Origin of the sequence: Shinella fusca (assembly GCF_014203155.1) — a bacterium.
Taxonomy (GTDB): Bacteria; Pseudomonadota; Alphaproteobacteria; order Rhizobiales; family Rhizobiaceae; genus Shinella; species Shinella fusca.
On record NZ_JACHIK010000005.1, the window covers coordinates 146,562 to 168,216 of the forward strand.

At 66.8% G+C, this 21,655-nt stretch carries 19 protein-coding genes; 10 read left to right on the forward strand and 9 right to left on the reverse strand.

The window, feature by feature from the left end; translation table 11 throughout:
- Positions 1-21: 21 nt before the first annotated feature.
- Positions 22-1,515: a glycerol kinase GlpK gene (gene glpK / locus HNQ66_RS09815; RefSeq protein WP_184143604.1), complete on the reverse strand. Its 1,494-nt coding sequence runs from the start codon at positions 1,513-1,515 to the stop codon at positions 22-24.
- A 195-nt stretch (positions 1,516-1,710) separates the two neighbouring features.
- Between glpK and HNQ66_RS09820 the strand changes: the two genes are divergently transcribed.
- Positions 1,711-2,484: a 3-hydroxybutyrate dehydrogenase gene (locus HNQ66_RS09820; RefSeq protein ID WP_184143606.1), complete on the forward strand. Its 774-nt coding sequence runs from the start codon at positions 1,711-1,713 to the stop codon at positions 2,482-2,484.
- A gap of 6 nt (positions 2,485-2,490) precedes the next feature.
- Positions 2,491-3,297: a xanthine dehydrogenase accessory protein XdhC gene (gene xdhC / locus HNQ66_RS09825; protein WP_184143608.1), complete on the forward strand. Its 807-nt coding sequence runs from the start codon at positions 2,491-2,493 to the stop codon at positions 3,295-3,297.
- Here xdhC and HNQ66_RS09830 read toward each other — a convergent pair.
- Entirely contained in the window at positions 3,294-3,479 is a 186-nt protein-coding gene (locus HNQ66_RS09830) for a hypothetical protein (RefSeq protein ID WP_184143610.1), read from the reverse strand. The genes xdhC and HNQ66_RS09830 overlap by 4 nt on opposite strands.
- 106 nt (positions 3,480-3,585) lie before the next feature.
- Here HNQ66_RS09830 and HNQ66_RS09835 point away from each other — a divergent pair, with 106 nt between their 5' ends.
- On the forward strand, positions 3,586-4,473 hold the full coding sequence (locus tag HNQ66_RS09835; RefSeq protein ID WP_210308727.1) for a LysR substrate-binding domain-containing protein: 888 nt from the start codon (positions 3,586-3,588) through the stop codon (positions 4,471-4,473).
- A gap of 114 nt (positions 4,474-4,587) precedes the next feature.
- Positions 4,588-5,895 carry a guanine deaminase gene (gene guaD / locus HNQ66_RS09840; RefSeq protein ID WP_184143612.1) on the forward strand — a complete coding sequence of 436 codons (1,308 nt, stop codon included), beginning with the start codon at positions 4,588-4,590 and terminating at the stop codon, positions 5,893-5,895.
- A 9-nt stretch (positions 5,896-5,904) separates the two neighbouring features.
- On the opposite strand, the gene HNQ66_RS09845 is transcribed toward guaD, so the two are convergent.
- From HNQ66_RS09845 to puuE, 3 genes are read right to left on the reverse strand one after another with little or no spacing between them, the layout of a single operon-like run.
- Positions 5,905-6,399 (reverse strand): ureidoglycolate lyase, encoded by a 495-nt coding sequence (locus HNQ66_RS09845; protein ID WP_184143614.1) that lies wholly within the window; start codon positions 6,397-6,399, stop codon positions 5,905-5,907.
- Between the two features lie 51 nt (positions 6,400-6,450).
- Positions 6,451-6,948 carry a 2-oxo-4-hydroxy-4-carboxy-5-ureidoimidazoline decarboxylase gene (uraD, locus tag HNQ66_RS09850; protein ID WP_184143616.1) on the reverse strand — a complete coding sequence of 166 codons (498 nt, stop codon included), beginning with the start codon at positions 6,946-6,948 and terminating at the stop codon, positions 6,451-6,453.
- Entirely contained in the window at positions 6,945-7,877 is a 933-nt protein-coding gene (puuE, locus tag HNQ66_RS09855) for an allantoinase PuuE (RefSeq protein WP_184143619.1), read from the reverse strand. Before puuE ends, uraD begins: the two co-directional genes overlap by 4 nt.
- A gap of 128 nt (positions 7,878-8,005) precedes the next feature.
- Here puuE and HNQ66_RS09860 point away from each other — a divergent pair, with 128 nt between their 5' ends.
- The gene (locus HNQ66_RS09860; RefSeq protein WP_184143621.1) at positions 8,006-8,380 is read left to right on the forward strand and encodes a PRC-barrel domain-containing protein; all 375 of its coding nucleotides are present in this window, start codon (positions 8,006-8,008) and stop codon (positions 8,378-8,380) included.
- Positions 8,381-8,387: 7 nt separating this feature from the next.
- Here HNQ66_RS09860 and HNQ66_RS09865 read toward each other — a convergent pair whose 3' ends face one another.
- On the reverse strand, positions 8,388-9,566 hold the full coding sequence (locus tag HNQ66_RS09865) for an NAD(P)/FAD-dependent oxidoreductase (protein ID WP_184143623.1): 1,179 nt from the start codon (positions 9,564-9,566) through the stop codon (positions 8,388-8,390).
- Between HNQ66_RS09865 and mnmC2 the strand changes: the two genes are divergently transcribed.
- The gene (gene mnmC2, locus HNQ66_RS09870) at positions 9,565-10,287 is read left to right on the forward strand and encodes a tRNA (5-methylaminomethyl-2-thiouridine)(34)-methyltransferase MnmC2 (RefSeq protein ID WP_184143625.1); all 723 of its coding nucleotides are present in this window, start codon (positions 9,565-9,567) and stop codon (positions 10,285-10,287) included. The genes HNQ66_RS09865 and mnmC2 overlap by 2 nt on opposite strands.
- A 4-nt stretch (positions 10,288-10,291) precedes the next feature.
- On the opposite strand, the gene HNQ66_RS09875 is transcribed toward mnmC2, so the two are convergent.
- Positions 10,292-13,942, reverse strand: coding sequence for a PAS-domain containing protein (locus tag HNQ66_RS09875; RefSeq protein ID WP_184143627.1), 3,651 nt, complete (start codon positions 13,940-13,942; stop codon positions 10,292-10,294).
- A 214-nt stretch (positions 13,943-14,156) separates the two neighbouring features.
- Between HNQ66_RS09875 and HNQ66_RS09880 the strand changes: the two genes are divergently transcribed.
- The gene (locus tag HNQ66_RS09880; protein ID WP_184143629.1) at positions 14,157-15,758 is read left to right on the forward strand and encodes a trimethylamine methyltransferase family protein; all 1,602 of its coding nucleotides are present in this window, start codon (positions 14,157-14,159) and stop codon (positions 15,756-15,758) included.
- A 42-nt stretch (positions 15,759-15,800) separates the two neighbouring features.
- Here HNQ66_RS09880 and HNQ66_RS09885 read toward each other — a convergent pair whose 3' ends face one another.
- On the reverse strand, positions 15,801-16,253 hold the full coding sequence (locus HNQ66_RS09885) for a host attachment protein (RefSeq protein ID WP_184143631.1): 453 nt from the start codon (positions 16,251-16,253) through the stop codon (positions 15,801-15,803).
- A gap of 420 nt (positions 16,254-16,673) precedes the next feature.
- Between HNQ66_RS09885 and HNQ66_RS09890 the strand changes: the two genes are divergently transcribed.
- Positions 16,674-18,077, forward strand: coding sequence for a DEAD/DEAH box helicase (locus tag HNQ66_RS09890; RefSeq protein WP_184143633.1), 1,404 nt, complete (start codon positions 16,674-16,676; stop codon positions 18,075-18,077).
- Between the two features lie 76 nt (positions 18,078-18,153).
- Here the strand turns inward: HNQ66_RS09890 and HNQ66_RS09895 are convergent, their stop codons facing one another.
- The gene (locus tag HNQ66_RS09895) at positions 18,154-19,038 is read right to left on the reverse strand and encodes a DMT family transporter (RefSeq protein WP_184143635.1); all 885 of its coding nucleotides are present in this window, start codon (positions 19,036-19,038) and stop codon (positions 18,154-18,156) included.
- A gap of 276 nt (positions 19,039-19,314) precedes the next feature.
- On the opposite strand from HNQ66_RS09895, the gene HNQ66_RS09900 reads away from it, so the two are divergent.
- Complete coding sequence (locus HNQ66_RS09900) at positions 19,315-20,709, forward strand: circularly permuted type 2 ATP-grasp protein (protein ID WP_184143854.1); 1,395 nt, start codon at positions 19,315-19,317, stop codon at positions 20,707-20,709.
- 4 nt (positions 20,710-20,713) lie between these two features.
- On the forward strand, positions 20,714-21,655 hold the full coding sequence (locus HNQ66_RS09905; RefSeq protein ID WP_184143637.1) for an alpha-E domain-containing protein: 942 nt from the start codon (positions 20,714-20,716) through the stop codon (positions 21,653-21,655).

The window sequence follows — 21,655 nt, forward strand, 5'->3', positions numbered from 1 at the left end:
ACCGTTCTTTAGGGCCGGCGGTTACCCCGCGCTCAGCGTCCGCCGCACCGCATCCTTCCAGCCCTTGATCTTCACGGCCCGCGTCTTCTCGTCCATCTTCGGCGTGAAGCGCGTGTCGCGGGCCCAGGATTTGGCGAAGCCCTTGCGGTCGGGCCAGACGCCGGCGCGCTGGCCGGCGAGCCAGGCGGCGCCCAGCGCCGTCGTCTCCAGGATCGTGGGGCGGTCGACGGGGGCGTCGAGGATGTCGGAAAGGCGCTGCATGGTCCAGTCGGAGGCGACCATGCCGCCGTCGACGCGCAGCACCGTCTCCTTGCCGTTCGCCTTCCAGTCCTTGTGCATGGCGTCGAGCAGGTCGCGCGTCTGGTAGCAGACGGCCTCCAGCGCGGCGCGGGCGAATTCCGCCGGCCCGGTGTTGCGCGTCATGCCGTAGATCGCCGCGCGCGCCTCCGGGTCCCAGTGCGGCGCGCCGAGGCCGGTGAAGGCGGGTACGAGGTAGACGTTCTGCGTCGGGTCGGCCTTGGCGGCGAGATCGCCGGTATCGGACGCCGCCTTGATGACCTTCAGCCCGTCGCGCAGCCATTGCACGGCCGCGCCCGCGATGAAGATCGAGCCTTCCAGCGCATAGGTCGTCTCGCCGTCGAGCCGGTAGGCGATGGTGGTGAGCAGCCGGTTCTTCGAGCGCACCATGTCCGCGCCGGTATTGAGGAGGGCAAAGCAGCCGGTGCCGTAGGTGGATTTCATCATGCCCGGCTCGAAACAGGCCTGGCCGATTGTGGCGGCCTGCTGGTCGCCGGCAACGCCGAGGATGGGGATTTCCGCGCCGAACAGGCTCTTTTCCGTCACGCCGAAATCGGCCGCGCAGTCCAGCACCTCAGGCAGCATGGCCTTCGGCACGCGCAGGATCTCCAGCAGTTCGTCGTCCCAGGCGTTCGTGGCGATGTTGTACATCAGCGTGCGGCTGGCATTGGTGGCGTCGGTGACATGGGACTTGCCGCCTGTCAGCCGCCAGATGAGGAAGGTGTCGATGGTGCCGAAGCAGAGGTCGCCCTTTGCGCCGCGCGCACGCGCGCCCTTCACGTTGGAGAGCATCCAGGAGAGCTTGGTGCCGGAGAAATAGGGGTCGAGCAGCAGGCCGGTCTTCTTCGTGAAGGTCTTTTCGAGGTCCTGCCGTTTCAGCTTCTCGCAATAGGAGGACGTGCGGCGGTCCTGCCAGACGATGGCGTTGTGGATCGCCTTGCCGCTCTCGCGCTCCCAGACGACGACCGTCTCGCGCTGGTTGGTGATGCCGATGGCGGAGATGTCGGAGGCCGCGACACCGGCCTTCTTCAGCGCGGCCTTGACCGACCAGACGACGCTTTCCCATATCTCCTCAGGATCGTGCTCGACCCAACCCGATTGCGGGAAGATCTGGGTGAACTCCTTCTGCCCGGAGCCGACGACCTTCTGCTTGCCGTCGAAGACGATCGCCCGGCTCGACGTCGTGCCCTGATCGATCGCGAGAACATATCCGCCCATCACTTCCTCCCCAGCAAAGGGTCACTCCCAGACCCTTCGGAATCTTCAATACGAGACTAAAACGAATGTCAAAGGAAAATAAAACGCAAATCGTGTCCCGCCTCCAGCGGGACTGTACCGCGCGGAAAACGCAATTGTCATCGCTCGAGTTTTCGGCGTAGGCTGCCGCAACGCAGCATATCGGGAGTGAAAGCCATGAAGAGCGTCGTCGTCACCGGCTCCACCAGCGGCATCGGCCTTGCCATCGCCACCGCCTTCGCCGAAAGCGGCGCCAATGTCGTCATCAACGGCTTCGGCGCTGCGGACGAGATCGAGGCGACGCGGGCGAGGCTCGACGGCCTCGGCAAGGGCAAGGTGATCTACCATCCCGCCGACATGACGAAGCCGCACGAGATTTCCGACCTCATCGAGACGGCGGTGGAGACCTTCGACGGCGTCGACATCCTCGTCAACAATGCCGGCATCCAGCATGTCGAGAAGATCGAGGATTTCCCGGTCGAGAAATGGGACCAGATCATCGCGATCAACCTTTCCAGTTCCTTCCACACCATCCGTAACGCCGTGCCGCACATGAAGCGCAAGGGCTGGGGCCGCATCATCAACGTCGCCTCCGCGCACGGCCTCGTCGCCTCGCCCTTCAAGGCCGCCTATGTCGCGGCCAAGCACGGCGTCATGGGCCTCACCAAGACCGTGGCGCTGGAAGTCGCCGAGAACGCCATCACCGTGAATGCCATCTGCCCCGGCTACGTGCTGACGCCGCTCGTCGAAAAGCAGATCCCCGACACCGCCAAGGCGCGCGGCATCAGCGAGGCCGAGGTGAAGACCGACGTGATGCTGAAATTCCAGCCGACGAAGGAATTCGTCGGCACGGACGAGGTGGCGGCCATCGCCATGTTCCTCGCCTCGGACGCGGCGAAATCGATCAACGGCACCCATATTTCCGTCGACGGCGGCTGGACCGCCCAGTAGGCCGCGATGAACTTCCTGCAGGACAGCCTCGAAGGGTTCCTCGCCCGCGAACACCGCGTCGTCATCGTCGAGGTCGCCGCGGTGACGGGCTCGGCCCCCCGCGACGAGGGCGCGTTCATGCTGGTCGCGCCGACGGATATCCACGGCACGGTCGGCGGCGGCGCGCTGGAGCACGAAGCCATCGAGAACGCCCGCAAGATGCTGGGCGATGCCGGCGGTGAGGCGCGGCTTGCCATTCCGCTCAGCCCCGACAACGGCGGCGAGGTGGAGCTTTCCTTCACCTTCGCCGACGAGGCGGCGCGCAAGGCGCTCACGGAACGTCTGGCCGAGGAAGAGCGGCAGAAGCCGCAGGTCTGGATCTTCGGCGCGGGCCATATCGGCCGGGCGCTCGCCGATGCGCTGACGCCGCTGCCGCTCAAGGTCTTCGTGGTCGAGGCGCGGGAAAGCGAACTCGACCTGCTGACCTCGGAGGTGCATCACCGGCTGGAGACCCTGCCCGCCACGCTGGTCGCCGATATCCCGGCGGGCGCGGCCGTCGTCATCGTCACACACGACCACGCCTTCGACTTCCGCATCGGGCGGGCGGCGCTGATGCGCACCGACCTTGCCTATGTCGGCATGATCGGCTCGGCGGCCAAGCGCGCCGCGTTCCTCAGGTATCTCGACGCGGAAGGCCCGGGCCGCGCGGCGGCCGACCGGCTGGTGCTGCCCATCGGGGGCACGGCGGCGGGCGACAAGCGGCCGGAGGTCATCGCCGCCATGACCGCCGCCGAACTCCTCCTCGCCTTCGCCGCCCGGCGGCAGAAGGGCTAGCGCCGGCTGCGGCCATCCAGGAAGCCGAGGTCGCGCTTGAGATGATCGGAAAGCGCCTGCGGATCGAGCGGCGGCAGCCGGCGCGTCCGGCGCCGCGTCAGAAACAGGAAGAGCTTGTGCCAGAAGCGCTCGCGGCGGGTTGCGGGCGCCTCGAATACGGCGTGTTCGGCGATGCAGGTCATGACAGAGCCTCGAAAATCCTATCCATTGCTTGCACGATGCGCCGGAAAATGATGGAATTCCAATCGAACCTTCGTCTGCATCCATAAAAAGAACTTGGCCTTGAAGATGTCGCGCAACCTCCCGCTCAATGCGCTCCGCGTCTTCGAGGCGGCGGCGCGGCACGGCAGTTTCACCCGCGCCGGCGACGAGCTGGGCATGACGCAGACGGCCGTCAGCTATCAGGTCAAGCTTCTGGAGGAGACGCTGGGCGAAACGCTGTTCCTGCGCCAGCCGCGGCAGGTCGTGCTCAGCGAGGCGGGCGAGCGCCTGCTGCCGAAGGTTGCCGAGGGGCTCGGCAAGCTCGCCGAGGCGATCGCGGACCTGCGCGGGGCGAGCGAGCAGAAACTGCACATTCATTCGACGCCGACCTTCGCCCTGCAATGGCTGAGCCGCACCCTCGGCGATTTCCAGCTTCGCCACCCCAATGTCGCCGTGCGGCTTTCCACCTCGCAGGACGTGATCGACTTCGCCAAGGACGAGGCGGATGTCGCGATCCGCTGGGGCAAGGGCGACTGGCCGGGCCTCGAATGCCACCGCGTCATGCGCATGAATTTCACGCCCATGCTGAGCCCGGCGCTCTCGGAAAGCATCGGCGGGGTGAAAGCGCCCGCCGACCTCCTCAAGCTGCCCATCGTCAGCGCGCGGGACATCTGGTGGCGCACATGGTTCTCCGCCGCGGGCATCGACGATCCCGACCTGGAGCGCTATCCGCCGAACGAGCTCGGCACGCAGACCATCGACGCGCAGATCGCCATCGCCAGCCAGGGCGTCGCCATCCTCAACCCCGGCCATTTCCGCGCGGAAGTCGCGGCCGGCCAGCTTTTCCAGCCCTTCGAACTCACCTGCAACGACGGCCGCGACTACTGGCTCGCCTATCCGCAGAGCCGCCGCGGCATCCCGAAAATCCGCGCCTTCCGCGACTGGATCCTCACCGCGCTGCCGCAGGAGGCATGAGCGCGCGGCGACAAGAGGTTGCCCCGCCCGCCCGCGCGATCTATCTGCTGGTAAGGTGCTGTCCGCCGCTGAAGAGAGCCCACTCCAAACCCTCGCAGAAGGAAGCCGACCGTCATGACCCAAACCCTTGTCCGAGGACGCCTGCTCTCCTTCCTGCGCCGCCCTGAAGCGATCGACGACACGGCGAGCTATCGCTACGAGGAGGACGGCGGCCTGCTGGTCGAGGACGGGATGATCGTGGATGCCGGCCCCTATGCGGCGGTGCGCGCCATGGCGGCCGCCGATGCGGAGGAGATCGACCACCGGCCGCATCTCATCCTGCCCGGCTTCATCGACACACATGCGCATTTCCCGCAGATGCAGGTGATCGGCTCCTATGCCGCCAACCTCCTCGAATGGCTGAACACCTATACGTTCCCGGAGGAATGCCGCTTCGTCGAGAGCGCGCACGCCGCCCGCATCGCCCGCCATTTCTACGACGAGATGATCCGCCACGGCACGACGACCGCCGTCGCCTATTGTTCGGTGCACAAGGCTTCGGCCGACGCCTATTTTGCCGAAGCCCTCAAGCGCGGCATGCGCATGGTCGGCGGCAAGGTGATGATGGACCGCAACGCCCCGCAGGGCCTGCTGGACACGCCCGAGACGGGCTATGACGAGACGCGCGCGGTGATTGCCGAGTGGCACGGCAAGGGCCGCAACCACGTCGCCATCACCCCGCGCTTCGCCATCACCTCGACGCCCGCGCAGATGGAGATGACGGCCGCGCTCGCCCGCGAATTCCCGGACCTCCACATCCAGACGCACCTTTCCGAGAACCGCGACGAGATCCGCTTTACGAGCGAACTCTACCCGGAGGCCGTCGACTATACGGATGTCTATGCGCGGTACGGCCTGCTCGGGCCGAAGAGCCTGTTCGGCCATTGCATCCACCTCTCCGAGCGCGAGGCGGACGCGATGAGCGAGGCGGGGGCGGTCGCGGTGCATTGCCCGACCTCCAACCTCTTCCTCGGCTCCGGCCTCTTCCCGCTCAAGAGCCTGTCGCGGCGGGAAAGGCCGGTGCGCGTCGCCGTCGCCACCGATGTCGGCGGCGGCACCAGCTATTCCATGCTGAAGACGATGGACGAGGCCTACAAGATCCAGCAATTGCTGGGCGAGCGGCTGAACCCGTTCGAGAGCTTCTACCACATGACTCTCGGCAATGCCGAGGCGCTGTCGCTTTCGGACCGCATCGGCACGCTGGAGCCCGGCACCGACGCCGACTTCGTGGTGCTCGACGCGGGCGCGACGCCCGCCATGGCGCTGAAGATGGAGGTGACGCGCTCGCTCACGGACGAGCTCTTCCTGCTCCAGACGCTCGGCGACGACCGCGCGGTGCGCGAGACCTATGTGGCCGGCAGGCCGATGAAGGCGGGGCTTTGAAAGCCCCGCTTACGGCGCCTCGATGACGAAGGGCGTCTCGTAGGAATATTCCACGAGGTTCACGCCCTTGCCGAGGCGGTCGACGACGAGGAAGTCGCTGACCGCGCCGACCGTCATCAGCGGATGGTGCCAGACGTTGCGGCGATAGTTGACGCCCTGCCGCCCGCCGGCGCGGAAGACCTTCGGCCGTCCGGGCCTGCCGCCCTCGTCCTCGGCCACGACGACCAGCCACGGCCGGTTGTCGATGGGCGAGAAGCTCTGGCTGCCGAAGGGATGGCGCTCCATCATGTCGACGGCATAGGGGAAGGTGCGCGGGCTGCCGCGGAAGATGTTGATGATGACGCGCGCGTCCTCGCCGGTGGCCTCGGCCTCGGCAAGCGCATGGTAGCGCTCCGTCGTGCCGCCGTTGATGTAACGCATGGCGGAAGGATCGGTCTCGATCACCTCGCCGAACGGGGCGAAGGCGTCGCGGGTCAGGGGCTGGATCTTCAGTATTTCAGCCATCGGACAGCCCTCCCGGGGAGAGGAAGGGCGGTCGTTGGTGTTCAGGCATTTTCAATCTCCGGGGAGCAGAGCATTCAATCTGAGGAGCGCGATGCGCTCCACCTGGTTCTTCGCCGTCTCGAACTCCACCTCGGCGCTGTTGCCGATGCGCGTTTCGAAGGCGGCGAGGATGTCGTCCTTGCCAAGGCCCTTCACCGCGATGATGAAGGGAAAGCCGAATTTCTCCGTATAGGAGGTGTTGAGCGCGGTAAAGCGGGCATGTTCGGCCGGCGTCAGGCGGTCGAGGCCGGCGCCGGCCTGTTCCTTGCGGCTGTCCTCCGTCAGTTCGCCGGCAACCGCCAGCTTCCCGGCAAGGTCCGGGTGCGCGCGCAGCACGCCGAGCTGCTCCGCATGGCTTGCCGCCCGGAAGGCATCGGCAAGCGCGGCATGCACGCCCGCGGCCGTCAGCGGCTCGGATACGGCGCCCGCATCGAGCGCCCGTTCGGCGATAAAGGGCGAATGCTCGAAGACGCCGCCGAAGCGGGCGAGGAAATCGCTGCGGTCGATCATGCGCCCTTCGCCTTCGACGGATGGTGGTTCTCGATCCAGTGGCGGGCGATGTCGATGCGGCGCGGGATCCACACCTTCTCATGGCCCAGTACGTAGTCGACGAAGCGGGCGAGCGCGGCGGCGCGGCCCGGGCGGCCGACGAGGCGGCAATGCAGGCCGATGTTCATCATCTTCGGGCTGCCTTCCGCACCTTCCTGATAGAGCACGTCGAAGGCGTCCTTCAGGTAGTTGAAGAACTGGTCGCCGGCATTGAAGCCCTGCGGGGTGGCGAAACGCATGTCGTTCGTTTCGAGCGTATAGGGGATGATGAGGAAGGGCTCGCCGTCGAGGCCGGGAACCCAGTACGGCAGGTCGTCGGCATAGGAATCGGAGGAATAGACGAAGCCGCCCTCCTCCATGACGAGCCGCAGCGTGTTGTCCGAGGGCTTGCCCTGGTACATGCCGAGCGGGTGCGAGCCGGTCAGTTCCTTGTGCAGGCGCACCGCCTCGCGGATGTGCTCGCGCTCCTTTTCCTCCGAATAGTCCTTGTATTCCAGCCAGCGGTAGCCGTGGCTGGCGATTTCCCAGCCGGCTTCCTTCATCGCGGCGACGGCCTCGGGGTTGCGCGCCATGGCGAGCGTCACGCCGTAGACCGTCGTGGTGACGTTGCGACTGGTGAACAGCCGGTGCAGGCGCCAGAAGCCGGCGCGCGAGCCGTATTCGTAGATCGATTCCATGTTGAGGTTGCGCTGGCCGTGCCAGGGCTGCGCGCCGACGATTTCCGACAGCAGGCATTCGGAGGCCGCGTCCCCGTCGAGGATGCAGCTCTCGCCGCCCTCCTCGTAGTTCACCACGAACTGCACGGCGATGTTGGCATCGCCCGGCCAGCGGACTTTCGGGGGGGTGCGGCCGTAACCGATCAGGTCGCGCGGATAGGTCTTCTCGCTCATTCGATCACCTCGAAAAGGGGGCGCAACCCGCGGCTTTTCCGGCCGGAAAGCCGTTGCGGAACGCCATGCAGGGGAACCAATAGCCCCTCCCGCCGTTTCCTGTCCATTACAACCGAGGAGAAACACCTATGGTCATGCAGGACGCAAACATTCGCGAAACCCAGGATCTCATCGCCAGCGACAAGGTCGAAGGCACCAGCGTCTACGGCGCGGATGGCAAGCATATCGGCTCGGTCGAACGGCTGATTCTCGACAAGCGCAGCGGCCGCGTCTCCTATGCCGTCCTCTCCTTCGGCGGCTTCCTCGGCCTCGGCCAAGACCACTATCCGCTGCCCTGGGCCAAGCTCAACTACGACGAAGGCCTCGGCGGCTATCGCGTCGACGTCACGAAGGAGCAGGTGGAAAACGCCCCGCATTACGAGAGCGATGCGGAATACGAGTGGAACCGCCGCAACGGCAAGGTCATCAGCGACTATTACGGCGTTCCGCCCTACTGGATGTGACCCGGTATCAGAGCCGGCCCGCTTCCTCGAAATGGGCCGCGACGGTGAAGGAGGGCGGTACGCCGGGCGTGCCGCCCTCGATTTCGTCCAGCACCGCGCGGGCGAGCGCATGGGCAAGGCCGAAGCTCACCTTGAACCCGCCCGTCATCAGGCTGACGGCCGGGTGATCGGGGTGGCGGCCCACCATCGGCTCGCGGCCGATGGCCTTGGGACGCAGGCCCGCCCAGCGCTCGACGACCGGCGCATCCGCCAGCACCGGCGCCATCTGCCGCGCCTTCTCAAGCAGGGTTTCGAGGAGATCGTCCGTGCCCACCGGATCGGCGAAGCTGTTCTCGCTCGTGCTGCCAACAGCGACGATGCCGTCCTCGTGCGGAACGATGTAGAGCCCGTCGGCGAAGATCACCGGCAGCGCCGGGTCGATCGCCGCCCGCAGCAGCGCCGCCTGCCCCTTCACCGCAGAACCGACCGGCTTTGCAAGCGGCGGGTTCAGCGGTGCAAGCAGCCCGAAGGTCTCGACGCCCGCCGCCAGCACGCAATGGCCGAAGGCTAACGTGCCGCCGTCGTCGAGACGCGCGAGACCGGCCGCCGGATCGAGGCCGGCAAGGCCGTTGCCCTCCTCGACTGTCGCATTCGGCAGGCGGTCGAGCGCGGCGCGGAGCGCGGCAAGCAATGCGCGCGGAGAAATCCGCGCGGAAAGATGGTCGTGGACGAGGCCACAGCCCATCGCGGCGGCATCGGGCCAGCCGGGGACGGGCGCGGCATCCAGCACCTCGAAGGCGAAGGCGCGATCCGGCGTCGCCCAGACGTCCAGAGCATCGCGGGCGTGGCCGAGCGCGATGTCGCGGTTATGCGGCTTCGGCAGCGGAATGAGGCGGCCGGAGCGGCGATAGCCGGCCGAAAGGCCCGTCCCGGCCTCCAGCGCGGCAACCTCCGCCTCCAGCGAGACGAGGGACTCGAACTGGAAGGCCTTCTTGGCGTTCCAGCGGTCGGGAAGATGCGGCATCAGCGCGCCCAGCATGCCGCCGCTCGCGCCCGCGCCGATGGCCCTGCGCTCGACGAGCCGGACGGAAAGCCCCTTGCGGGCGGCGAAGAGCGCAGTCCACAGGCCCATGACGCCGCCGCCGGCGACGATGAGGTCCACGGCCGGTTGACCGGCCGGCTTACCGCGATTATCGGCTACTGCCATGGCTGACCACGATCCCGAAAACGAACGCCGGACCGAAACGGTCCTCGACTGGCACGAGGGCGATATGCCCTATTCCCGCGCCTTTGACGATCACTTTTATTGTCGCAGCGACGGCCGGCTGGAATGCGGCCACGTCTTCCTTGCGGGCAACGGCCTGCCGCAGCGCTGGCAGCATCCCGGGCCTTTCCGCATCGGCGAGCTCGGCTTCGGCACCGGCCTCAATTTCTGCGAGACCTGGCGGCAATGGCGCGAAAGCGCACCGGCGGGCGCCAGCCTCTCCTTCACCTCCTTCGAGCGTTTTCCGATGGCGCGGGGCGATATCGCCCGGGCGCTTTCCCACTGGCCGGAGATCGAGCGCGAGCGCGCCCTCCTCACCGAAGAATGGCCGGATGCGCCGGAGGGCCGCGTGGAGATCGATCTTGAACCGGGCGTCCGCCTCACCGTCGTCATCGGCGCGGCGCTGGAAAGCCTCGGCCGGGAAAAGACGCCCTTCGACGCCTGGTATCTCGACGGCTTCGCGCCGTCGCGCAATCCGGACATGTGGTCGGCGGAGCTGATGGCGGAAGTCTTCCGCCTCACCGTTCCCGGCGGGCGGTTCGGCACCTATGCCGCGGCCGGCTTCGTGCGGCGCAACCTTGCGGGCGCGGGCTTTGCCGTGGAGCGGCGCCCCGGCTTTGCCGGAAAGCGCGAAATGCTGTGCGGGGAAAAGCCGGCCGCCTGAACGCTCAGTGGAGCGTGCCGCCGGCCGCCTGCGGGCCGGTGCGCTTCAGCCAGCGATCGAGCTTTTCTTCCAGCTTCTCGATACTGATCGGCTTCGTCAGGTAGTCGTCCATGCCGGCGGCGAGGCATTCCTCGCGGTCGCCTTCGAGCACATGGGCGGTGACGGCGACGATGGGCACGCGCCGGCCCGTGCCGCTCTCCATCTCGCGGATCGCCCGGCTCGCCTGCAGCCCGTTCATCACCGGCATGGAAAGGTCCATGAGGATCATGCCGGGCCGGCCGGTGCGGAAGGCCTCGACCGCCTCCTGCCCGTTGCCGACCAGCCGGAAGCGAACGCCCGCGGCCATCAGCATCTGGGTGAAGAGGATCTGGTTGACCTCGTTGTCCTCCGCGACCAGCACGTCCAGCACCTCGCCGTCCGGCACGGCAGCCTCCGGGAGGGCGGCGCCCGGCCGCAGCGGCAGGATCTTGGCGGCGCTCTCGGCTTCCGCCGGCCTGGCGCCGCGCGCCGCACGCAGCACTTCGGTGACCGTCTCGCGCAGGAGATCGGCCCGGACCGGCTTCATGAGATGGGCCTGGATATCCGGCGAGGTGAGGAGCGGATCTTCGGCCGGAAGGTTCATGGAGGTCAGCACGACGACGGAAACGCCGGCCGTCACGGGACTTGCGCGCAACGCACCGAGGAAGGCCGGCGAATGCTCCGGCCGGTAGTCGAGCACGACCGCATCGACCGAGACGCCCATGTCGCCGGCCGCCGCCAGCACGGCGAGCGCCTCGCCCTCGGAGCTCACCGCCGTCGCGTCGAAACCCCAGTCGAGCAGCATGTCGTGCGCCGCCTTGCGCGACAGCGCGTGCTCGTCGACGACGAGGATGCGCGCGCCCGGCGCCCTTGCCGGTACGATGCGGGCGGGAAGCGAGACGACGGCAAGGGCCATCGGCAGGCGCACGGTGAAGACCGAGCCCTTGCCCACCTCGCTCGCCGCCTCCAGCGTGCCGCCGAAAAGGCGCGCCAGCCCTTCCGTGATCGCAAGGCCGAGGCCGGTGCCCTCGTGCCGGCGCGTGGAGGAGCTGTCGACCTGCGAGAACTTCTCGAAGATCGAATCCATCTTCTCAGCGGGAATGCCCGCACCCGTATCCTCCACCCGGATCACGATCTCGACGCCGCTTTCCGTGGTCCTGGAGGCAAGGTCGATCAGCACATGGCCGTGGTCGGTGAACTTCACCGCATTGCCGACGAGATTGGTGACGATCTGGCGGAAGCGTCCCGCATCGCCCATCACCGCCGCCGGCATGTCGGCGGCTCCCCGCACGACGAGCTCGATGTCCTTCTCGGCGGCCTTGGCCGAGAGCAGCGTCGCCACGTCCTCGATCGCCTCGACCGGGTTGAAGGCGGCGTTGCGCAGCGTCATCTGGCCGGCGTCGATCTTGGAGAAGTCGAGGATGTCGTTGATGATCGTCAGGAGCGCATTGCCGGACTTCACCATGATGTCGATGAACGTCTTCTGCCGCGTGTCGAGATTGGACTTGGCAAGCAGCTCGGCCATGCCGAGCACGCCGTTCATGGGCGTGCGGATCTCGTGGCTCATATTGGCCAGGAATTCCGACTTGGCCTTATCGGCCGTCTCGGCGCGGGTGACGAGCCGGCGCAGTTCGTCCTCGCGGCTTTTCAGGTCGGTGATGTCGGAAAAGACCATGACGGAGCGGCCGCGGCTCGTCGGCGTCACATCGAGGCGCAGCCAGCGCTGGTAGCCGCTGAAGACCGTCAGCGAGGCCGGCTTGCCGGTGAAGAGGATCTTGCCGAACTCGCTCGCGTCCACCGGCTCCTCGCCGACGAAACCGGCGATCTTGCGGTCGATGCAGCTCTGCAGCACGTCGGCGACCAGCGCGCCGGGCTGCAGAAGCTCCTGCGGCATGGCGATCATGGTGGAAAGGGCCTCGTTGGAGAGCACCACCGTCTCGCCCTCGATGATCAGCAGCCCCTGGCTCATGGAGGAGACGGCATCCTTGACGAGGCTGCCCACCTCTTCGAGGGCGCTGCGCGTCGCCAGCACCTCGCGCTCGCGCTCGCGCCGCTCGGTGATGTCGATATAGGTGAGCAGGCAGCGCCCGCCGGAGATCACGCTGCCCGATTCGATGACCGTGCGGCCGTTCGCATAGGCGATCTCCCGCACCGGGCGCAGGCCCGAACGGATGTCCCGGAGGGCCTGCTCGTGGCTTTCCTCGCAGACCCCGCAGCCGCCGCCCTCGCACTGGCCGCCCTGCCCCCGCTGGAAATGCAGAAGCTCGCCGAGCGGACGCCCCTTCAGCGGCGGCAGCGCGTCGTCCCACAGGTCCTCGAAGGCGCCGTTGACCAGCTCGATGACACCGGCCTCGTCCACCACGACGATGCCGACCGGCAGCGATTCCACGACGCTGGCAAGGTCCGAGCGCGCCGCTTCCGCCTGGCGCTGGGCCTCGATCAACTGCTTCTCGCGGTTCTTCAGCACCGTCGTGTTGGTGATGGAACCGATGAGGTAGCTCTTCTCGTCGAGCGTGGTGACGCGGTAGAGCCGCGAGATCGTCGGCAGCACGGAACCGTCCGCGCGCCTGTATTCGGTCTCCGCTTCCAGAAGTTCGCCGGTATCGAGCACGAACTGGTTCTGCTCGTAGAACGCCTCGCCCTGATCGGGGAACATTTCCAGCGTGGTGAGGCCGACAAGCTCCTCCGGCTGCCGGCCCGTCAGCTCGACATAGGCGCGGTTGGCGAAGATCATGCGCTGGCTCTCGTCGCGCATGAAGCTGGCGACGGGCAGCTCGTCGAGCAGCGCGCGGTAGAGGCTGATCTCCTGCGAATGCTGCTTCAGGCGACCTTCGCTCTCCTTCTGCGCCGTCACGTCGAAGCGCAGGGCGACGAGCGTGCCGTCCGGCCGGCGCTGGGTGACGAGGCGCGTCCAGCCGCCGGCAAGGCGGGCGACGGATTCGTAGAGCGGCAGGTCGTAGCTGGCAAGCCGGGCGGCAAGCCAGCGCTCGCGCTCCTCCGCCGGCCTCCGGCCCATCTCCAGATCGTGCAGGGCCCCGGTGAGCGTGGCGAGCGGCACGGCGCCGTCCGCGGCATCGCCGACGAGGACGCGGTAGAATTCCCGCATGCTGCGGTTGGCATAGGTCAGGTGGTTGTCGGCGCCGAAGACGGCGACGCCCGCGCCGAGCGCGTCGAGCGCGCCCCGGACCGGATCGGCTGAGAACTCGGACACCGGAGCGCCCGCCGGCAGCGGCGATCCGCCGTTGCCGTTCGCAGCGCTGCGCACCGTCGTCGCAAGCGCGTCGGCCGAGGGCGTGAAGAGGCCGACGAGAATGGAAAGCGCCGGCGAGATGCGTTCGCGCCTCAGCGCGATGTCGAAACTGCCGCCGCCGAAAGGATGCACATAGCGGGCGCGCTCGGGATTGCCGAAGATCAGGCAGCGGCGCTCGGGATCGTCGCGGTCGCCGTGGCCGCGCACTTCCGCCATCTCGTCGCTGCGCAGGCCGATCATCGCGTCCGGGGCCTGGCCGAACAGGCGCGCATAGGCCTCGTTGACGGCGAGATAACGCAGCTCGCTGCTCTTGACGTACGCCGGATGCGGGTGTTCGCGAACGCGCGCGCAGGCCGCCACCAGCAATTCGTCCTGAGTTTCAGCCACGCCTGGCGCTCCCGAAGCGGCAAGGAAGAAGGGTTTCGTACCACTCGGGGAGTATCACCAATCCTTGAACGGATGGTTAACCGATCGTTGCCAAAGGTCGGGGCAGCCGGCCCCGCCTTATCCACGAGGGCACTTCGCTGTCGCAAATGGCGGGGGCATCGCGGCCCGGGATATGCGACAAGGCGGAGAGGCAAACCGACCGGGGCTGCGCTGCATGGGTGACGTGATCAAGCTCGAAAATCACCTCGAACAACCGGAGACGGCGGCAGGCGATCCGCCCGTCGAGCGGCGCCGGCGAAGCGGCGGACGCAGCGCCGAACGGACCCGCCGACCCCCCGCCGCCACGAAATACCTCAACCTCGTCAACACGACCGCGAAATCCGCCGTCCTCTCCGAGGATGCGCTGGAGGCCGTGCACGAGGCCTCGCTGACGATCCTCGAAGAGATCGGCATGGACATCATCCTGCCGGAGGCGCGCGAGCGCATGAAGGCGGCCGGCGCCGAGGTGACGCCGGGCACGGACCGCGTGCGCTTCGACCGCGGCCTCGTCATGGAGATGATGGCCTCTGTCCCCTCTTCCTTCACCATGCATGCCCGCAACCCGCTGCGGAACGTCGAGATCGGCGGCAACAACCTCGTCTTCGCGCAGGTTGCCTCCGCGCCCTTCGTGGCGGACCGCGAGGGCGGCCGGCGCGCCGGCAACCAGGAGGACTTCCGCAAGCTCGTCAAGCTCGCCCAGTCCTACGACATCATCCACACGACGGGCGGCTATCCCGTCGAGCCGGTCGACATCCACGCCTCCGTCCGCCATCTCGACTGCCTGTCGGACATGGTGAAGCTGACGGACAAGGTCTTCCACGTCTATTCGCTCGGCCGGCAGCGCAACCTCGACGGCATCGAGATCGCCCGCATCGGCCGCGGCATCTCCATGGAGGAGATGGAGCGCGAACCCTCGCTCTTCACCATCATCAACACCTCCTCGCCGCTGCGCCTCGACGGGCCGATGCTGCAGGGCATCATCGAGATGTCGTCGCGCAACCAGGTGGTCGTCGTCACGCCCTTCACGCTGGCCGGCGCCATGGCGCCGGTGACGATCGCCGGCGCGCTCGTGCAGCAGAACGCCGAGGCGCTCGCCGGCATCGCCTTCACGCAGATGGTCAGGAAAGGCGCGCCGGTCATGTATGGCGGCTTCACCTCGAACGTCGACATGAAGACGGGCGCGCCCGCCTTCGGCACGCCGGAATACATGAAGGCGGTGATCGCCGGCGGCCAGCTCGCCCGCAAGTACAACATCCCCTACCGCACCTCGAACACCAACGCCTCCAACACGCTGGACGCACAGGCCGCCTACGAATCGGCCTTCTCGCTCTGGGCGCTGACGCAGGGCGGCGGCAACTTCATCATGCACTCGGCCGGCTGGAGCGAGGGCGGGCTGACGGCCTCCTTCGAGAAATTCATCCTCGACGTCGACATGCTGCAGATGGTGGCGGAATACCTGACGCCGCTCGACGTCAGCGCGGATGCGCTCGGCCTCGATGCCGTGCGCGACGTCGGCCCGGGCGGGCATTTCTTCGGCACGCCGCACACGCTCGCCCGCTACGAGACGGCCTTCTATTCGCCGATCCTCTCCGACTGGCGCAATTTCGAGACATGGACAGAGGCTGGCCGGCCCACCACCTACGACCACGCCAACCGCATCTTCAGGGAAAAGCTCGACGCCTACGAGAGGCCGCCGCTCGACCCGGCGATCGAGGACGAACTGGACGCGTTCGTCGCCCGGCGCAAGGAAGAGGGCGGCGTCCCGACCGACTTCTAGAGCGTCTTGTCTGCGCCCGGACGGTTCCGGACGCAGGATGCCCTAGGCGTCGAACATGATCGAGCGGACGGAGGAAATCAGCTTGTCCGTCGGCAGGTTGGAGAAGTTCTTGTCGATCTCGGCCGTCGTCAGCGTCCGGGTCTTTTCGGAGAGCTTGTTGCGCAGGTCGCCGAGCGTCTGCGGCGCGGCGCAGACGACGAGCCGGTCGAAGGCGCCCTCGGCGGCGTAGTCATCGAGGCGGCTGGCGACTTCCGCGGTGAACTTCTGCTGCTCCTCCCGCACGGGATCGCTCGAATATTCCATGGCGGACCGGCCGGGACCGACGGAGGAATGACTGCGGCCGGGCTTGTCGGCCATGATGTCCTGCACCTTCTTCGGCTCCCAGCGAAAAACCTCCTGCTCCGGGCTCTGCTGGCCATCCTTCATCAGGTTCACCCCCTTGAGCAGGCGGGCCTGGTTGCCGTCGGCGGCGAGAATCCAAGTCGTAGCGGTCATTTTTCACTCCCGTAGCGAAGGTTCGTGGATAGCAGCGGAGCTGCCGTGACAGCATCCGACAGGATTGTGGCAGGATGCGTATCGGCCCAACGCGGCGGCCCAATTCATGTTCCCCGCCAGGCCCGCCGTTTCGCACCTGCGAAAGTAGCGCTTGACTTTTGGCCGCAAAACAACGACATGAGCGGCAAGCGTCGCCCTTCGGCCGCCGCGTGAGCGAGCCCAGCGATTTCCCTGAACCGGGATGCTAAGAAGGACAAGCGCAAGAGAACGATCCGCCTCCCATTTGCGGATGACTGCGCAGACGATAGCCAACCCAACCCACAAGTTCCCAATTCACGCGGGGTTCTTGACGCCAGACGAAACCGGAAGCGCATGGTGCGTTCCGGGCAATCGCGTTTGGCGCCCCGAAAGGTATTTGACTTGACCACTTTCCACGACCTCGGCCTCTCGAAGACCATCGTCGCCACCCTTTCCGCGCTCGGCTTCGAAAAAGCGACCCCGATCCAGGAAAAAGCCATTCCCCTCGTCCTCGAAGGCTCGGACCTGATCGGCCTTGCCCAGACCGGCACCGGCAAGACGGCCGCCTTCGGCCTGCCGATGATCGAGAAGCTTCTGGAAGAGGCCCGCCGCCCCGACCCGCGCAACATCCGCGCCCTCATCCTCGCCCCCACCCGCGAACTCGTGAACCAGATCGCCGACAACCTGCGCGACTTCGTGAAAAAGACGCCGCTGCGCGTCGTCACCGTCGTCGGCGGCGCCTCCATCAACAAGCAGTCGGAAATGCTCAACCGCGGCACCGACATCCTCGTCGCCACCCCCGGACGTCTGCTCGACCTCGTCGCCCGCAAGGCCGTGACGCTGACGCAGGCCCGCTACCTCGTGCTCGACGAGGCCGACCAGATGCTCGACCTCGGCTTCATTCACGACCTGCGCAAGATTTCCAAGATGGTGCCGAAGAACCGCCAGACGCTGCTCTTCTCGGCCACCATGCCCAAGCTGATCTCCGAGCTTGCCGGCGAGTATCTGGTCAACCCGAAGAAGGTGGAAGTCACCCCGCCCGGCAAGGCCGCCGACAAGGTGGAACAGTATGTCCACCACGTTCCCGGCAAGGACCAGAAGGCGCAGATCCTGCGCAAGACGCTTTCGGAAAACCCGGACGGCCTGTCGCTCGTCTTCTCGCGCACCAAGCACGGCGCCGAGAAGCTGATGAAGCACCTCGACCATATCGGCTTCAAGGCCGCCTCGATCCACGGCAACAAGAGCCAGGGCCAGCGTGAGCGCGCCCTCAAGGCCTTCCGGGACGGCGAGATCCGCGTGCTCGTGGCCACCGACGTCGCCGCCCGCGGCATCGACATTCCCGGCGTCACCCACGTCTACAACTACGACCTGCCGGAAGTGCCGGACGCCTATGTCCACCGCATCGGCCGCACGGCCCGCAACGGCCGCGACGGCATCGCTATCGCCTTCTGCACGCCGGACGAGGCGCACCTCTTGCGCGACATCGAAAAGCTGATGGGCATCCAGATCACCGTCGCCAGCGGCGAGCCCCCGGCGGTCGTGACCGCCGGCCCCGGCGGCAAGTCGCGCAAGGGCCGTGGCGGCCAGCGCTCCGGCAACAGCCGCGCCGCACAGCGTCCGCAGCGCCAGCCCTTCGGCGACGGTGCACAGGCCGAAGCCGGCGGCGCCAAGCGCCCGGGCGGCCGCCCGCCGCAGAAGCAGGGCGAGCGCCAGAACCGCAACCACGGCGGCGGCAACGGCCAGGGCCGCCCGCAGCACCGCGGCAAGCCGCGCCGCGCGGAAGGCCAGCGCCGCGAACAGGCGTGAGCCGACGCATCATGGATAAAGAAACGGCGGGCTTCGGCCCGCCGTTTTCGTTTGTGCCACACCCACCGAGCGCCAACTACTCCGCCGGCGCGACGTCCTTGCGGTTGGTGAGGTACACCCCGGCCACCACGATCGCCGTGCCGAGGATCATCGGCACCGTCAGTTCCTCGCCGAAGATGGCGGCGGCCTGCAGGGCGGCGATGGGCGGGACGAGGTAGATGAGCGAGGCGGCGCGCGAGACCTGCCCGCGGCGGATGAGGTAGAGCAGCAGCAGGATCGCCCCCATCGATATGCCGAGCACCGACCAGGCGAGCAGCGCAAGGAAGGCAAGGCCGAAATCGACATGCAGGCTTTCCAGCCCCAGCGCGAAGGGGAAGGTGACGGCGAGCGCGCCGATATATTGCAGGGTGGCGATGGCGCGGATATCGCCCTTCTGCAGGTGCTGCTTCTGGTAGATCGTGCCGTAGGTCACGGCGGCCATGCCCAGCATGTTGACGACGATGGCGGAGGCCGGCATCTCCGCCGCCTCCGCGCCGAAGAACTTCGGCAGCACGGCGAGCAGCACCCCGAGGAAGCCGAGCCCGAGCCCGAGTTTCTGCCGCAGGCTCAGCCGCTCGCCGATGACGAAGGGTGCGGCAAGCGCCGTCATCAGCGGCTGGAGCGCGGCGATGATGGAGGAGAGCGCCGCCGGCACGCCCTCGCCGATCGCCCACCAGACCGCGCCGAGATAGAGCCCGTGCAGGAAGGCGCCGGAGACGAGCGCATGGAGCACGGTGCGCCCGTCGCGCGGCCAGGAAACGCCGGAGGCGAGACACAATCCTCCAAAGAGCACCGCCGCCGTGAAATAGCGGATGGAAAGGAAGGTCAGCGGCTCGGAGACGATGGCGCCGAACTTGGCGACGACCCAGCCGGTCGACCAGAGCAGGACGAAGATGGCCGGGGCCAGGCGATCGAGGGTCATGGAGCTTCCGGAGGAGGACAATCGGTGCGGGAGCGATAGGCGGAGCGGCCGCAGGGGTCAAAGGAATTTCCTTGATGCTTAGGTTCAAGGAAAAGCGGTCCGATGCCTTTTCAGGCATATGCCCACGGACGCGGCAGCCCGCTGCAAAAGCCCGCGCCAACGCCTCCAAAGCGGTGTGAAATTTATTGAACGCTCATGGAGCATGGTTCTTGCATTGCCCGAGGCGTTGTACTCAAATGACGAAAAATGGGGAACACGCCTTTGGCATTTGACGAAATGATGAATGCGGGCTCCGGTCCGCGGCAACCCTACCAGACCTATCACGAGTGGTACGAAACACAGGATCGGGCGCGCCTGATCGCCAAATCGAGGGACGCCGAGAACCTCTTTCGAAAAACCGGCATCACCTTCGCGGTCTACGGACACGCCGACAGCGCCGAAAAACTCATCCCCTTCGACATCATCCCCCGCATCATTTCCGGCCGAGAATGGCGCAAGCTCGCCCAGGGTATCGAGCAGCGGGTCATCGCCCTCAACGCCTTCCTCGACGACATCTACCACAAGCAGGAGATCATCAAGGCCGGCCGCATCCCGCGCGAGCTGATCGAGCGCAACGAAGCCTTCCTGCCGCAGATGATCGGCTTCAAGCCGCCGGGCGGCGTCTATACCCACATCGTCGGCACCGACATCGTGCGCACGGGCGAGGACCAGTTCTACGTGCTGGAGGACAATGCCCGCACGCCTTCCGGCGTCAGCTACATGCTGGAGAACCGGGAAACCATGATGCAGATGTTCCCGGAGCTGTTCCATATCAACAAGGTGCGCCCGGTCGAGGACTATCCGAAGCTGCTGCGCCAGAGCCTCGCCTCGCTCGCCCCGCCCGGCTGTTCGGGCAAGCCGCGCGTCGCGGTGCTGACGCCCGGCATCTTCAACTCCGCCTATTACGAGCACGCCTTCCTCGCCGACATGATGGGCGTGGAGCTGGTGGAGGGCTCGGACCTTCGCGTCGTCGACGGCCGGGTGAAGATGCGCACGACCCGCGGCTACGAGGCGATCGACGTGCTCTACCGCCGCGTCGACGACGACTTCCTCGACCCCCTCACCTTCCGGCCGGATTCGGCGCTCGGCATTCCCGGCATCATGGACGTCTACCGCGCCGGCAACATCACCATCGCCAACGCCCCCGGCACCGGCATTTCCGACGACAAGGCGATCTATTCCTACATGCCGGAGATCGTCGAGTTCTACACGGGCCGCAAGGCCATGCTCGAGAACGTGCCGACCTGGCGCTGCTCGGAGGAGGACAGCCTGAAATACGTGCTGGAGCACCTCGAGGAGCTCGTGGTGAAGGAGGTGCACGGCTCGGGCGGCTACGGCATGCTCGTCGGCCCCACCGCCACGAAGAAGGAGCGCGCCGCCTTCGCGGAAAAGCTGAAGAGCCGGCCCGGCAACTACATCGCCCAGCCGACCCTTTCCCTTTCCACGGTGCCGATCCTCGTCAACAAGGGCATCGCGCCCCGCCATGTCGACCTTCGGCCCTATGTGCTCGTTTCCGACAAGGTGCAGATCATTCCCGGCGGGCTGACCCGCGTGGCGCTGAAGGAAGGCTCGCTGGTGGTCAACTCCAGCCAGGGCGGCGGCACGAAGGACACCTGGGTTCTGGAGGACTGAGCCGATGCTGGGACGGACTGCGAACGGCCTCTACTGGATGTTCCGCTATATCGAGCGCGGCGAGAACATCGCCCGCCTCATCGACGCGGGCCTGCGCATGGCGCTGACGCGCTCCGGCTCCTCCGACGAGGACTGGGACGGCGTGCTGCAAAGCGCCGGCGTGCGCGAGGATTTCGACGCCGTGCACGGCACGCTGACCGGCGCCGATGCCATCGACTACCTGCTGCGCGACCGGGCCAACCCGTCGAGCGTCATGTCCTGCATCGAGGCGGCGCGCAACAATGCCCGCATGGTGCGCACGGCGCTGACGCGCGAGACCTGGGAGGCGACCAACGAGTGCTGGATCGAGCTGAAGAACACGCTCGCCAAGCGCGTGCGCGCCGCCGACATGCCGGAGGCGATCGGCATGATCAAGCGCTGCACCGGCCTCATCCGCGGCGCCTTCCACGGCACGATGCTGCGCGACGACGTCTACAATTTCTCGCGCATCGGCACCTTCATCGAGCAGGCGGACAACACCGCCCGCATCCTCGACGTGAAATACTACGTGCTGCTGCCGGCCATCGCCAAGGTCGGCTCCTCGCTCGACAACATGCAATGGGAATCGATCCTGCGCTCGGTCTCGGCGCACCGCTCCTATAGCTGGGTCTATGACGGGGACTATTCGTCGGCCAACATCGCCGACTACCTCATCCTCAACGACCGGATGCCGCGCTCGCTCGCCTACAGCTACGACAAGATCGTCAGCAACCTCGGCTACCTCGCCAAGGCCTATGGCGAGAAGCACGCCGCGCACGAGACGGCGGCGGCAACGCTTGCGGCGCTGAGGAGCCGCAGCATCAACGACATCATGGACCAGGGGCTCCACGAGTTCATCGAGGAGTTCATCGTCCACAACAACCGCCTCGGGGAAGAAGTCTCCGAAGGCTACCGTTTCTATCGGTAG

Coding starts and splice junctions, on each gene's coding strand:
- uraD (WP_184143616.1), bottom strand. CDS start 6,948: ATGATCGACCGCAGCGATTTCCTCGCCCGCTTCGGCGGCGTCTTCGAG.
- HNQ66_RS09885 (WP_184143631.1), bottom strand. CDS start 16,253: ATGACCGCTACGACTTGGATTCTCGCCGCCGACGGCAACCAGGCCCGC.
- HNQ66_RS09835 (WP_210308727.1), top strand. CDS start 3,586: ATGTCGCGCAACCTCCCGCTCAATGCGCTCCGCGTCTTCGAGGCGGCG.
- HNQ66_RS09865 (WP_184143623.1), bottom strand. CDS start 9,566: ATGGCAGTAGCCGATAATCGCGGTAAGCCGGCCGGTCAACCGGCCGTG.
- mnmC2 (WP_184143625.1), top strand. CDS start 9,565: ATGGCTGACCACGATCCCGAAAACGAACGCCGGACCGAAACGGTCCTC.
- HNQ66_RS09860 (WP_184143621.1), top strand. CDS start 8,006: ATGGTCATGCAGGACGCAAACATTCGCGAAACCCAGGATCTCATCGCC.
- puuE (WP_184143619.1), bottom strand. CDS start 7,877: ATGAGCGAGAAGACCTATCCGCGCGACCTGATCGGTTACGGCCGCACC.
- glpK (WP_184143604.1), bottom strand. CDS start 1,515: ATGGGCGGATATGTTCTCGCGATCGATCAGGGCACGACGTCGAGCCGG.
- HNQ66_RS09820 (WP_184143606.1), top strand. CDS start 1,711: ATGAAGAGCGTCGTCGTCACCGGCTCCACCAGCGGCATCGGCCTTGCC.
- HNQ66_RS09900 (WP_184143854.1), top strand. CDS start 19,315: ATGATGAATGCGGGCTCCGGTCCGCGGCAACCCTACCAGACCTATCAC.
- guaD (WP_184143612.1), top strand. CDS start 4,588: ATGACCCAAACCCTTGTCCGAGGACGCCTGCTCTCCTTCCTGCGCCGC.
- HNQ66_RS09895 (WP_184143635.1), bottom strand. CDS start 19,038: ATGACCCTCGATCGCCTGGCCCCGGCCATCTTCGTCCTGCTCTGGTCG.
- xdhC (WP_184143608.1), top strand. CDS start 2,491: ATGAACTTCCTGCAGGACAGCCTCGAAGGGTTCCTCGCCCGCGAACAC.
- HNQ66_RS09830 (WP_184143610.1), bottom strand. CDS start 3,479: ATGACCTGCATCGCCGAACACGCCGTATTCGAGGCGCCCGCAACCCGC.
- HNQ66_RS09880 (WP_184143629.1), top strand. CDS start 14,157: ATGGGTGACGTGATCAAGCTCGAAAATCACCTCGAACAACCGGAGACG.
- HNQ66_RS09905 (WP_184143637.1), top strand. CDS start 20,714: ATGCTGGGACGGACTGCGAACGGCCTCTACTGGATGTTCCGCTATATC.
- HNQ66_RS09845 (WP_184143614.1), bottom strand. CDS start 6,399: ATGGCTGAAATACTGAAGATCCAGCCCCTGACCCGCGACGCCTTCGCC.